The organism is Arthrobacter sp. 2YAF22_2 (assembly GCF_052114645.1).
Classification (GTDB): Bacteria; Actinomycetota; Actinomycetes; order Actinomycetales; family Micrococcaceae; genus Arthrobacter.
Genome location: NZ_JBFRFD010000037.1, coordinates 1 through 12487 on the forward strand (window position 1 = coordinate 1; position 12487 = coordinate 12487).

The 12487-nt window shown below is 68.1% G+C and carries 13 protein-coding genes; 8 read left to right on the plus strand and 5 right to left on the minus strand.

Annotated features, from left to right (window positions below):
* Positions 1 to 433 (plus strand): 2OG-Fe(II) oxygenase family protein (locus AB4Y86_RS03030; RefSeq protein WP_441399956.1); only part of this gene is annotated, 433 nt, incomplete at its 5' end.
* A gap of 45 nt (positions 434 to 478) precedes the next feature.
* On the opposite strand, the gene AB4Y86_RS03035 is transcribed toward AB4Y86_RS03030, so the two are convergent.
* Positions 479 to 934 (minus strand): polysaccharide deacetylase family protein, encoded by a 456-nt coding sequence (locus AB4Y86_RS03035; protein WP_441399957.1) that lies wholly within the window; start codon positions 932 to 934, stop codon positions 479 to 481.
* A gap of 299 nt (positions 935 to 1233) precedes the next feature.
* On the minus strand, positions 1234 to 1656 hold the full coding sequence (locus AB4Y86_RS03040; RefSeq protein WP_441399958.1) for a CoA-binding protein: 423 nt from the start codon (positions 1654 to 1656) through the stop codon (positions 1234 to 1236).
* Between the two features lie 359 nt (positions 1657 to 2015).
* Here AB4Y86_RS03040 and AB4Y86_RS03045 point away from each other — a divergent pair, with 359 nt between their 5' ends.
* The 7 genes from AB4Y86_RS03045 to AB4Y86_RS03075 all read left to right on the plus strand — a co-directional run bounded on the left by AB4Y86_RS03045 (position 2016) and on the right by AB4Y86_RS03075 (position 10159).
* Positions 2016 to 2903 carry an ABC transporter ATP-binding protein gene (locus AB4Y86_RS03045; protein WP_441399959.1) on the plus strand — a complete coding sequence of 296 codons (888 nt, stop codon included), beginning with the start codon at positions 2016 to 2018 and terminating at the stop codon, positions 2901 to 2903.
* Positions 2904 to 3017: 114 nt separating this feature from the next.
* Positions 3018 to 4067: an aliphatic sulfonate ABC transporter substrate-binding protein gene (locus AB4Y86_RS03050; protein ID WP_441399960.1), complete on the plus strand. Its 1050-nt coding sequence runs from the start codon at positions 3018 to 3020 to the stop codon at positions 4065 to 4067.
* Positions 4067 to 4978: an ABC transporter permease gene (locus AB4Y86_RS03055; protein ID WP_441399961.1), complete on the plus strand. Its 912-nt coding sequence runs from the start codon at positions 4067 to 4069 to the stop codon at positions 4976 to 4978. The genes AB4Y86_RS03050 and AB4Y86_RS03055 overlap by 1 nt, the downstream gene beginning before the upstream one ends.
* Complete coding sequence (acs, locus tag AB4Y86_RS03060) at positions 4969 to 7041, plus strand: acetate--CoA ligase (protein WP_441399962.1); 2073 nt, start codon at positions 4969 to 4971, stop codon at positions 7039 to 7041. The genes AB4Y86_RS03055 and acs overlap by 10 nt, the downstream gene beginning before the upstream one ends.
* Before the next feature lie 9 nt (positions 7042 to 7050).
* A complete protein-coding gene (gene sfnG / locus AB4Y86_RS03065; protein WP_441399963.1) occupies positions 7051 to 8259 on the plus strand; it encodes a dimethylsulfone monooxygenase SfnG in 1209 nt (402 codons plus the stop codon).
* A complete protein-coding gene (locus AB4Y86_RS03070) occupies positions 8259 to 9665 on the plus strand; it encodes an O-acetylhomoserine aminocarboxypropyltransferase/cysteine synthase family protein (protein ID WP_441399964.1) in 1407 nt (468 codons plus the stop codon). The genes sfnG and AB4Y86_RS03070 overlap by 1 nt, the downstream gene beginning before the upstream one ends.
* On the plus strand, positions 9662 to 10159 hold the full coding sequence (locus AB4Y86_RS03075; protein WP_441399965.1) for a CoA-binding protein: 498 nt from the start codon (positions 9662 to 9664) through the stop codon (positions 10157 to 10159). Before AB4Y86_RS03070 ends, AB4Y86_RS03075 begins: the two co-directional genes overlap by 4 nt.
* A 98-nt stretch (positions 10160 to 10257) precedes the next feature.
* Here AB4Y86_RS03075 and AB4Y86_RS03080 read toward each other — a convergent pair whose 3' ends face one another.
* The 3 genes from AB4Y86_RS03080 to AB4Y86_RS03090 all read right to left on the minus strand — a co-directional run bounded on the left by AB4Y86_RS03080 (position 10258) and on the right by AB4Y86_RS03090 (position 12105).
* Positions 10258 to 10977, minus strand: a complete 720-nt coding sequence (locus tag AB4Y86_RS03080; RefSeq protein ID WP_441399966.1) for a hypothetical protein — start codon at positions 10975 to 10977, stop codon at positions 10258 to 10260.
* Positions 10974 to 11522 carry an RNA polymerase sigma factor gene (locus AB4Y86_RS03085; protein ID WP_441399967.1) on the minus strand — a complete coding sequence of 183 codons (549 nt, stop codon included), beginning with the start codon at positions 11520 to 11522 and terminating at the stop codon, positions 10974 to 10976. Before AB4Y86_RS03085 ends, AB4Y86_RS03080 begins: the two co-directional genes overlap by 4 nt.
* Positions 11523 to 11619: 97 nt before the next feature.
* Entirely contained in the window at positions 11620 to 12105 is a 486-nt protein-coding gene (locus AB4Y86_RS03090; RefSeq protein WP_441399968.1) for a hypothetical protein, read from the minus strand.
* Between the last annotated feature and the right edge of the window lie 382 nt (positions 12106 to 12487).

A 12487-nucleotide genomic window follows, 5' to 3' on the forward strand; every position in this document is an offset into this window, starting at 1 on the left:
GGGCGTGGGATCGCATGCCGACTATGGTTTTGTCACCCTGCTCCTCCAGGACGAGGTCGGCGGCCTGGAAGTACTGCCACACGGGACGACCGAGTGGGCACACGTTGAGCCGATTCCGGGAGCACTCGTGGTGAACCTCGGCGAGATGCTGGAGGTCGCCACCGAGGGCTACCTCGCCGCCACCATCCACCGGGTCAAAGCGCCGCCGCCGGGCGTGGACCGCTACTCCGTACCGTTCTTCTGGTCCCCGCGGCTGGACGCCGTAATTGACCCAGTACCCCTGCCGCCGGAGTTGAAGGCCCAGGCCCGCGGGCTCTCCGACGATCCCACGAATCCGATGCTCGCCTCGTTTGGCCTGAACATGCTCAAAGGCAGGATGCGCGCCCACCCGGACGTGACCGAGCGGCACTACCCCGACCTGGCGCAACTCTGACCGACGGTCCTGTCAGAGGCTTATCTTCCATGCCTGCTGCGCGGCTCAGGCAACGCCAAGGAAGTCCTCGAGCAGCACCACGTCCAGGCCTGCGGCGAGCTGCGCGGCCCGGAAAGCGGCCAGGTCGGCCGCGAACTCGGGCCTGAAGTGCATCAGCACGATGTCACCGGGGCGTAATGCTTTGCCGTACTGGTAGTCCATGTGGCCGACGTTGGACTTGGCCTCCCAGGTGATGATCGCCTTCATCCCCGCCGCCGGGACCGCCTGCCGCATGGCGACGGAGTAGGCGCCGCCGGGCGGTTGGAACAGCGTGGGACGGCGTCCGAACTGCTGCTGCGCGTAATCCTGCATGACGGTGATTTCGGCGAACTGCTTGAAGAAGTCCGGATTGCCCTGGACGAAGTTCCGGGTCAGGAAGATCGACGCCGGATAGTCGTACTCCGCCATCAGCCGGACCATTTCGGGAGTCTTTGTGACGCCGTCGTCGATGGTCAGGAACACCACCGGGTGCTTGGTGTTGATCTTGGTGAGGACGGGCGCGAGTCCGTTCTGGATTGGCGGCAGTTTGAAGTCGGGGGTGTAGCGCGCGCGGCCGCGGCGGGCGGGGGGACGTCGTCGGGGAGCACCGGCTTGCGCTGGCCGCCGGGCCGTACCGACGCCGCCGAGGACGCGCCCGCGAGCGGCACCGCGTTCGACGGCGCCGCCGGCGGCGGGTGGTGCTCACACATGTACGATCCCAGGCTCGCTAAATAGCTAGCGGCAGGCTATCAGAGGAAAGCCTCCGAACGGCGACGCCGTCGTCAGAGGCCCAGGCGTGGTGCTTCCCTTGCCGGGCACGCGTTCATGACCACGTCCAGGCCGGCCGCCTTGGCGCGACCCGCGGCCGCCTCGTCGATAACGCCCAGCTGCAGCCAGACGGCCTTCGCCCCGGCCGCGATCGCCTGGTCCACCACGTCCCCCACCTTCCGGGAATTAACGAAGCAATCCACGACGTCGATCGGCTGCCCGGCCGGGATGTCAGCCAGCCGGGCATAACCCGTCTCGCCGTGGACCGGGTCGCCGGGAAGATTGACCGGGATGATCTCCATACCGAGGTGGTCCCGGATGAACAGGGACGTGTCATACGCGGCGCGCCACTCATTGGTGCTGAGGCCCACGATCGCCCACCTGCCCTTGCTGCGCAGGAGCCGTTCGATGACTGCGGGATCGTTCACGTGGTTCATCTGCTCAGCCTACGTCCCTCTGCTGCGAGCGCGCAGCAGACGGGCCGGAGGCCGGCGGTAGACCAGCCGCGAAAAGCGACACTCCGAACTATCGACCGACACGTGGCGCGTTCGGGGCAAGTGTCCGAATATTACGCGGCCAACTTGAGCAAAACCGGCAACTCCGTTTTAGTGGGTGGTGACCATCCCGAGCGGCCGAGAGACCTGGATCGATGAAGCCGCAGCAACCCTGGTCGTTGGAAATCCTTCCCGGGATCCGGCGATAGCAACGCAGCGAGCCATGGGAACGGGCGGACTGACCACCCGGACCGGAGGCTCGTTCCGTAGGGTGCTACTGCCAGGACCGATGGAGTACCCCTATGACTGCTGTCCTGTCCCCTTCCGCGACTGAGGTGCCCGCGAACGCCCCCCGCGGCGATACCACCCGAACGCCGGCCCTGCCGGTTTCCTTCCGCGGGCTGAGTCGTTCCTTCGGCGCCGGCGCGGAGGCGCTGACCGTGTTGCGCGACGTGAGCTTCGACGTCCGTCCGGGCGAAGTCCTAGCCATTCTCGGCGCGTCCGGTTGCGGGAAGTCCACCCTGTTGCGCGCCGCCGCGGGCCTCGATGCCCCGAGCTCCGGCGCCGTCGAGATCGACGGCGCCCGGGTCCAGGGCGTGGATTCCCGCTGCGCCTTCGCTTTCCAGGAGCCGCGCCTGCTGCCGTGGCACACCCTGCAGGCCAACATCGCGATCGGCCTGCCCACCGGCGTCAGCGCCAGGGACGGCAAGGCCAAGGTGGCCCGGCTCCTCGAACTCGTGGGCCTGCAGGACTTCGCCAAGCACCGGCCGCGCGAGGTTTCCGGCGGCATGGCCCAGCGCGCCTCGCTGGCCCGAGCCCTGGCCCGCAACCCCGGCGTCCTGCTGCTCGACGAACCCTTCGGCGCGCTCGACGCCCTGACCCGGATCAAAATGCAGGACCTGCTCCTGGATGTCCACCGCGCGGAGCCGACCACTGTACTGCTGGTGACGCACGACGTCGACGAGGCCCTCCAGCTCGCCGACCGCATCATCGTCCTCGGCAGGGAAACGGACCGGACCACGACCGCGGCACCTGAAACGCCCGGCGCTCCCGATGCCGCGCCGGTGCCAGGCGCCACGATTGTCCGCACCGTCGTCGTCCCCGGCGAACGGCCCCGTGACCGGGCTTCGGCCGAGCTGTCCCGAATGCGGGCCTCGCTCCTGGCGAGCCTCGGCGTCGACGGCCACTAGCCGCCGGACCCCTCTGCGCCCCGGCCCGACGCGCCGCAGGAAGCGGCCGCCGCGTCCGACCGCCTCGCCCTTCTTCACCTTCCGCACGCTTGCACCGTTCTTAAAGGAACTTTCATGAACTTCGCCCACAAAATCACCCGCCGCGCCGCCCGCCGTACGTTCCTCACCGCTGCGGCCGTCACCGCCGCGCTGGCCCTCACCGGCTGCGCCGCCGGCGAGGGCTCCGGCGGCCAGTCGGCAGCCAGCGCCGCCGGCGGCACCCTGAACATCGACTTCGCCACGTACAACCCGCTGAGCCTGGTGATCAAGAAAAAGGGCTGGCTCGAGGCCTCCCTCAAGGACCAGGGCGTGACCGTCAAGTGGGTCCAGTCGGCCGGCTCCAACAAGGCCAACGAGGCCCTGCGGTCCGGCGCAATCGACGTCGGTTCCACCGCCGGCTCGGCCGCCCTCCTGGCCAAGGCCAACGGATCGCCGATCAAGACCATCGACATCTACTCCCAGCCCGAGTGGGCGGCCCTCGTGACCAAGCCCGGTTCGGGCATCAACACCGTGGCGGACCTCAAGGGCAAGTCGGTGGCGGCCACGAAGGGCACCGATCCGTACTTCTTCTTGCTCCAGTCGCTGACCGAGGCCGGGCTGTCGGCCAAGGACGTCACCGTACAGAACCTGCAGCACGCGGACGGCCGCACCGCGCTGGAAAATGGCTCCGTGGACGCTTGGTCCGGCCTGGACCCGATCATGGCCGGCGCCGAGCAGAAGGGCGCCAAGCTTTTCTACCGGAACCTCTCATTCAACACCTACGGCTTCCTGAACGCCACGGAATCCTTCCTGAAGAACAGGCCGCAGCAGGCGCAGGCAGTCGTCAACGCCTATGAGAAGGCCCGCGCCTGGGCCGCGGCCAACCCGGACGAGACCGCACAAATCCTAGCCGACGCCGCCGGACTGGACCTCGCTGTCGCCAAGACCGTGGTGCTGAAGCGCAGCAACCTCAACGTGAACCCGGCGCCGGGCGACGCGCAGCGGAAGGTCCTCACGAAGATCGGGCCGACGTTTGTGGAGACCGGCGACGTCCAGACGCAGAAGCAGATCGACGACGCCGTCACCTCCCTTCTGGATGACTCGCTGGTGAAGAAGGCGGACGCCTCCGCCATCAAGGATTCCTGATGTCGCACCTCGGAAATTCCTACYTCACCGGCAACAATGTTGCGGACGGGCGCGCTGCAGCCGTCCCCGCAACTCCGGCAGACGCCGCCCAGCCGATCTCCCCCGTCAAAGGCGGAGTCGGCTTCCCGGCGAACGGATGGTCCCCCGCCGGGATCCTGGCCAACGGCTGGGCGCGTCTGCTCCTTGGATTGATCATTCCCGCGGCGGTGCTGGCCGCCTGGCAGCTGTCCACGGCCGCCGGGGTGTTCAGCGTCGTCCAGCTTCCCCCGCCGGCCATGGTGCTGGAGGCAGGCCTGGACCTGCTCCAGCGCGGGCAACTCGGGCAGCACATCGCGATCTCCACCCAGCGCGTGCTGATCGGCTTCGCTGCCGGCGCCGCGCTGGGGCTCGTGTTCGGATCGCTGGTGGGCCTGTCCCGGTTTGCCGACGCCCTGCTCGCCCCCACGATCGGCGCCCTCCGGGCCGTCCCCTCGCTGGCCTGGGTGCCGCTGCTGATCCTCTGGATGAAGATCGGCGAGGACTCCAAGGTCACCCTGATCCTCATCGGCGCGTTCTTCCCGGTCTTCACCACCGTCTCGCTGGCGCTGCGCCACGTGGACCGGAACCTGGTGGAAGCCGCGCGCGCCTTCGGCCTCAGAGGAGTGAAGCTGCTGACCACCGTCCAGCTTCCGGCCGTCGTGCCGGCCGTGTTCTCCGGCCTCCGGCTGGCGCTGGCCCAGGCCTGGTTGTTTTTGGTCGCGGCCGAACTGATCGCCTCCTCAATGGGGTTGGGCTTTCTGCTCACGGATTCGCAAAATAACGGCCGCACGGACCGGCTGCTGCTGGCCATCATGCTGCTCGCAGTGATCGGAAAAATTACGGATGCCCTGCTGGGCGTGGCTGAGAAATGGGCGGTAAAACGATGGGCGTGACAGTAACGGAGATTGGCGCGCAGGCCCCGACGACGGCGGTCGCCACGGCGGCGGCCCCGATGTCCGAGGCCGAGCGCATCGCGTTCTGGGAAGAAGCGGCGCTGCGCCTGGACTGGTCGGACGCCCCCGGCGGACCTTCCTACGCCGGTAAGCCCTGGCACACGGCCCACCGCCGCGTGCCCGCCGACGCCGCCGCCGGCACCGGTCCGGAGATCAGCTGGTTCGAGGGCGGGAAGTTGAACGTCGCCTACAACTGCGTCGACCGCCATGTAGCGGCGGGACGCGGGAACAAGGTGGCCCTGCACTTCGAGGGCGAGCCGGGCGACCGCCGCTCCATCAGCTACGCCGACCTGCAGCGCGAGGTGTCCAAGACAGCCAACGCCCTGCTGGACCTCGGCGTCACCAAGGGCGACCGGGTGGTCATCTACCTGCCGGTGATCCCCGAAACGGTCATCATCACGCTCGCGGTGGCCCGCATCGGCGCCATCCACTCCCTCGTGTTCGGCGGATTCTCCGCCGAAGCACTCAAATTCCGGGTCGAGGACACCGGCGCCAAGCTGCTGGTCACCACGGACGGCCAGTTCCGCCGCGGGGTGGCCGTCCCGGTCAAGGACAACGCGGACGCCGCCGTCGCCGGGGACAACGCCGTCGAGCACGTCCTAGTGGTGAACCGGACCACGCCGGCCGAGGAACTGGACACTGTTCCCATGACCGCCGGCCGCGACCTCTGGTGGCACGACGTCGTCGGGCACGCCTCAGACATCCACGAAGCGGAAGCGTTCGACGCCGAGACGCCGCTGTTCATCATGTACACCTCGGGAACCACCGGCAAGCCCAAGGGCCTGGTCCACACCTCCGGCGGCTACCTCACGCAGGCATCCTGGAGCTTCGAGCACCTCTTCAGCAACCCGGACCCGGCCCTCCGGGACCAGGACGTCCACTGGTGCACGGCAGACCTGGCCTGGGTCACCGCTCACACCTACGAGCTGTACGGCCCGCTCTCCAACGGCGCCACCCAGGTGATCTTCGAGGGCACACCCAACACCCCGCACCCGGGACGGCACTTCGAAATCATCGAACGGTACCGGGTCACGCAGTACTACACCGCGCCCACCCTGGTCCGCTCGCTGATGGGCTGGTTCCCGGACGGTGTCCCGGCCCGCTACGACCTGTCCTCCATCCGCCTGCTCGGCACCGTSGGCGARGCCGTSAACCCCGAGGCCTGGCGCTGGTTCCGGGAGAACGTCGGCGCCGGTACCGCCCCCGTGGTGGACACCTGGTGGCAGTCCGAAACCGGTGCCACCATCCTCTCCCCCGCCCCGACCGACACCGAGTTCAAGCCCGGCTGCGCCGCCCGGCCGCTGCCCGGCGTCGGCACCCGGATCGTGGACGAGGCCGGCAACACGGTTCCACCCGGGGTCCAGGGTTTCATCGTGGTGGACTCCCCCGGGCCCGCCATCGCCAGGACCATCTGGGGCAACTCGCAGCGCTACTTCGACTCCTACTGGCGCCAATACGCAGCCCAGGGCTGGTTCCTCGCCGGCGACGGCGCCAAGTATGACGACGACGGCGACATCTGGATCCTGGGCCGGGTGGACGACACCCTCAACGTCTCCGGACACCTGCTCTCCACGATCGAAATCGAATCCGCCCTCGTCTCGCATCCGGACGTGGTGGAGGCCGGCGTCTGCCCCGTCGCGGACCCGAAGACCGGCCACGCCATCGTCGCGTTCGTGGTCCCCACCCGCCCCCTCCCCTCGCAAGCTCAGGCCGGGTCCCTCGCCGGCGTGGCCCCTCGGGCAGGGAACCCTGCGGGCGTGGGCCCAAACTCGTTTGCTGAGGAGCTCCGCAACCACGTTGCGAAGGCTATCGGGCCGATTGCTAAGCCGCGCGACGTCGTCGTCGTTCCTGATGTGCCGAAGACGCGCAGCGGCAAGATCATGCGCCGGTTGCTGACCCAGCTGTTCGAAGGCAGCGCGCTCGGGGACACCACCTCGCTACAGAACGAACCATCCATCGCGGACATCCAGGATGTCCTGCGGTCCCGAAACACCCAGAAGTAAGGAACACTCATGACTGACATCAGCAACGTCGCCCGACTTTCCGAACCGCTCAAGTTCGCCTATTGGGTTCCAAATGTTTCCGGCGGCCTGGTGGTTTCCACGATCGAACAGCGCACCGGCTGGGACTTCGACTACAACAAGAAGCTGGCACGGATCGCGGAAGACTCCGGCTTCGAATATGCCCTGACCCAGACCCGGTACGCCGCGTCGTACGGCGCGGACAAGCAGCATGAGGCCACCTCGTTCAGTCTCGCTCTGCTGGCTGCCACCGAGCGGCTCAAGGTGATCTCCGCAGTCCACCCGGGCATGTGGCACCCGGGCGTGCTGGCGAAATACATCATCACCGCGGACCACATCTCCAACGGCCGGGCCGCCGTGAACATCGTCTCCGGCTGGCTCAAAGCGGAGTTCGAGAACTTCGGCCTCGAGTGGCTGGAGCACGACGAGCGCTACGTCCGCACCGAGGAGTTCATCCGCGTCCTCCGCGGGCTCTGGACCGAGCAGGACTACAGCCAGTCCGGCAAGTACTACAACATCACCGACTTCACCCTGCAGCCCGCCCCCGTGGACGTGCCGGGCCGCGCGCACCCGGAGATCTTCTTCGGCGGCAACTCCACTGCGGCGCAGGCCACGGCCGGCCGGGTCGCTGACTGGTACTTCTCCAACGGCAAGGACCTCGAGGGGTTCAAGGAGAACATCGCCGGCGTCGTGGCGGCTTCATCTGAGGCCAGGCGCGGCGCCGAAGGCCGGCTCGCGTCGCCCCGGTTTGGCCTGAACGGCTTCGTTATCGCCCGCGATTCCGAGAAGGAAGCCCGCGACACGCTCCGCGAGATCGTCGAGAAGGCGCACAAGCCCGCCGTCGAGGGTTTCCGCGACGCGGTCCAGGAAGCCGGGGCGTCCACGAAGGACGGCAAGGGCATGTGGGCCGACTCGAGCTTTGAGGACCTGGTCCAGTACAACGACGGTTTCAAGACCCAGCTGATCGGCACGCCGGAGCAGATCGCCGAGCGGATCGTGGAATACAAGAAGATCGGCGTGAACCTGTTCCTCACCGGCTACCTGCACTTCCAGGAGGAGGTAGCGGCGTTCGGTGCGGACATCCTGCCGATCGTGCGCGAACTTGAGGCCGACCTGGCCCGGAAGCACGGCTCAGAACTTAACCTGTCCGGCACCCCGGTGGCTTCGGCCAGCGCAACCAACGGGCTGGTGAACGCGTAATGGCTGACCGCAAGTTTGGTTTCCGCACCCGCGCCCTGCACGCCGGCGGCACACCCGACGCCGAACACGGCGCCCGCGCCGTGCCGATCTACCAGACCACCTCGTTCGTGTTCAAGGACACCCRGGACGCCGCCAACCTCTTCGCCCTGCAGAAGTACGGCAACATCTACTCCCGGATCGGCAACCCTACGGTGGCCGCGTTCGAAGAGCGCATCGCCTCCCTCGAGGGCGGCATCGGCGCCGTGGCGACGTCCTCGGGCATGGCCGCGGAGTTCATCACCTTCGCCGCGCTGACCCAGGCCGGGGACCACATCGTGGCGGCCTCCCAGCTCTACGGCGGCACGGTCACGCAGCTGGACGTCACCCTCCGCCGCTTCGGCGTGGACACCACCTTCGTTCCCGGCACCGAGCCGGCGGACTACGCCGCCGCCGTGCGGGAGAACACCAAGGCGATTTTCGTCGAGGTGGTGGCCAACCCCTCGTCGGAAGTCCAGGATCTTGAGGGGCTGGCAAAGGTGGCCCACGACGCCGGCATTCCGCTCGTCGTCGACGCCACCCTCAGCACCCCCTACCTGGTGCGGCCCCTCGAGCATGGCGCGGACATCGTGATCCACTCCGCCACCAAGTTCCTCGGCGGCCACGGCACCACCCTGGGCGGCGTCATCGTTGAAAGCGGCCGCTTCAACTGGGGCAACGGCAACTTCCCCACCATGACCGAGCCGGTGGCCTCCTACGGCAACGTCTCCTGGTGGGGCAACTTCGGCGAGTACGGCTTCCTCACCAAGCTGCGCTGCGAGCAGCTCCGCGACATCGGCCCAGCACTGTCCCCGCAGTCGGCGTTCCAGCTGCTCCAGGGCGTCGAGACCCTTCCGCAACGCCTCGACGAACACCTCAAGAACGCCCAGGCCGTGGCCGAGTGGCTCGAAGCCGATGAGCGCGTGGCCTACGTAAACTACTCGGGCCTGCCGTCCCACCCGCACTTCGAGCGGGCGCGGAAGTACCTGCCGCTAGGCCCGGGCTCGGTGTTTTCCTTCGGTGTGAAGGGCGGCCGGCCCGCGGGCCAGAAATTCATCGAGTCCCTGCAGCTGGCCTCGCACCTGGCCAACGTCGGAGACTCGCGGACCCTCGTGATCCACCCGGGTTCCACCACCCACCAGCAGCTCAGCCCGGAGCAACTCGACGCCGCCGGAATCCCCGAGGACCTTGTCCGGATCTCCATCGGGCTCGAGGACATCGAGGACATCCTCTGGGACCTGGACCAGGCCCTGGACGCGGCAACAGCCGCGACGGCCGACGATGTATCCGCGGAAGCGGCGCATCGCGCCGCCGAGGAACGAGGCGGTGTGTCTAAGCCGCGTGCGGATGCATTGTCGGCCGCCACCTGCACGATCGGAGCAAACGCATGAGCAGCGAAGAGACACGGACCTGGACCGGGCCTTCCGCGCCGGAGCGGCTGACCCTGCTCCGCCAGGCGAAGTCGATCGCGATTGTCGGCGCCTCGGACAAACCGTCCCGCGCGAGCTACTTCGTGGCGACCTACCTGCTGTCCTCCACGCGGTACAAGGTCTACTTCGTGAACCCGGTGGTGAAGGAGATCCTGGGCCAGTCCACGTACGCCTCGCTGGCGGACCTGCCGGAAAGCCCGGACATCGTGGACGTCTTCCGCAAGCACGATGACCTGCCGGGTGTCCTGGACGAGGCCATCGCCGCGGGCGCCAAGACGCTCTGGCTGCAGCTGGGTTCGTGGCACGAGGACGTCGCGAAGGAAGCGGAAGCTGCCGGCCTCGACGTCGTGATGGACCGTTGCGTGAAGATTGAGCATGCCCGTTTCCACGGCGGCCTGCACCTGGCCGGCTTCGATACCGGGGTCATTTCCTCGAAGCGCCAGGTCCTCGCCTAGGCGCACCGCAAAACCCAAGTAACTCGCATTCGTTGTCGTTCTCAGGGCTCATAACGGCAACAAATGCGAGCTACTTGGGTTAAGGGCTGGGCGGTTGGCTAGCGGTCCAGCAACGTCGTCGGCAGTTCCGGGATTGACGGAACCGTCGGCAGCGGGCCGCCCGGAAGGCCCTTGCCATGCTGGCCGGGCACCACGGGGCGCTGGGGCGGCGTGGGAAGGGCTCCGCCGCGTCCCACCGCGGGAGGCGTCGCGACGGCGCCCGGGCGGCCCGGAGCCTGGCTGCTTCCGTCGGGCGCATGCGACGGCGACGGCGGAGCCGGCGTGGACGTGCCGGCCGGGACCGGAACCGCGGGGATGGCCGGGATGGCGTCCGGCGCCGGCTGGATCGCGACCTGCGTCGGCGCGGGGGCGTGCGACGAAGTCGGGGCGGCCGGTTGGAACATAACGTCGATAGTGTGGCCGACGTTCTCGCGGAAGTCCTGGCTGGAGGCCGCCACAGCCCCGGCACCCAGGGTCATGGCACCCACCACGGCGCCGCCGACCAGGGCCATCCGGCGCCTGCGGCCGCGGCGGCGGTCCGCCAGGCTGCTTACCCCGGCCGGAAGAACGTCCGAGTCCTGCGCTGTGCCATCCGCCACGGAGGCCGAACCGGCTGCCAGCAATGCGGCGAGGTCGGCCCGGAGTGCCGGCGCCCGCTCGGGGACAAGGGCCTGGAGCTGCTCGAGCGTGCTTCGAAGTTCGGTGGCAGCTTCGAGGCCGGAATCACGGAGCATCGCCTGGATGCTGCCATCCTGCTGGGGGTTGCGCGTGCCGGTCATGATGCTGCGTGGTCCTTTTCGGTTACCAGTTCGCGCAGGGCACTGAGCCCGCGCCGCTGAAGCTGTTTGATGGCGCCAGGAGTCTTGCCCATGATGCCGGCCACCTGCTCGATGGCGAGGTCTGCGACGATCCGCAGAACCAGGACTTCCCGTTGCTCGTCGTTGAGCTGGGAAAGAATGTGGGACAGGCCGCCGAGCGAACCCAGCGCCTCGTCCTCGGCCGAGGCGGCGGATCGCGCGTCGGTCAAGGGATCGTATTCGGCGAGGTGCGGTGTCCGTTCTGAACGCCGGCGGTGATCCACCAGCCGTGCGTGGGCGACCGAGAAGATGAAGGTCCGCAGGCCCTTGTGGCCGCCGGTGACGTTGGCCAGTTTGGGCAGGACGTCCACGAAGACGTCCTGGGTCAGCGCCTCGGCGTCGTCAACGCCCTTGGCCCGGAAGTAGCCAAGCACCGCGGGGGACAACACCGTGTAAACAGCGCTGAATCCTGATGGGTCGCCGGCTAGAGCTGCTGACAGTTCGTCATCGCTCAGCTGGTCTGCCAAGAGGCCTTCCTTCCGTTACCGCCGGGTACTGCAGGGGTGCGGCCACAGAAAGTCTAGCGGCCGCACCCCGTCGCCCCTCAAAAGAGGGACTCTTTGCTTACTTGTCGAGCTTGGGCAGCTCGGCCGAGGGAGCGGCCGGCACGGCGGGGACGCCCTTGGCGCCCGGGGTAGCGACGGTTACGCCTGCGTGGGCCTTGGCTTCGGCAGCGCCCTTGGCGTTGGCGGCACCTTCGACGCTCACGCCGTCCTTATCTGCGGACACAGTGCCTTCGGCGGCACCTTCGGTACCCTCGACGTCGGCGTCGCCCTTGGCGGAGCCGTCAACGTTCGGGGTGGCGGGAACGGCGGGAGTGGCCGGCACGGCGGAGGTGGCGGGCACGGCGGGAACGGCCGGCGTGGACGGCACGGCGCGGGTGGCCGGAACGGCGGGAACGGCCGGGGTGGCGGGCACGGCGGGGGTCACTTCAGCCTGCTGGGTGCTGGACAGCTGGGCCGCGTTGGCCAGGCCGATCCCGGAGAAGCCTCCGACAGCGAGGACAGCGGCGGCGACAGCGAACTTGGTGGTCTTGCTAACACTCTTCATGAAAAATGAACATCCTTTGGTTGGTTGAAGGCTGGCCGGCGCCTGATGGGGGCAGGCGCCAGCCGGCACTTACATTCGAGGCCCTGTCGGCGCCTGATGGGGACAGGCGCCCGTCGGATCTTCTCGCGAAGTCCTTGGCGCCTGATGGGGCAGGCGCCGCCGGAACATTCTCTTCAACGCCGGCCGGTCCTGATGGGGGGACCAGGCTCCGGGCGGCGCTTACAAAGGAGTAATCGCCCGGTGGCCCCGAAAGGTTACGGAGGAATCGAAATTTCTTTTTTCGCCCCTTCAGGAAAGGCCGGGCGGGCGGGATTTCCGCGGCCGGCTTTAACGACGACGGCGGCGGGCCGCCCTTCCGGGTGACCCGCCGCCGTCGTGCGCC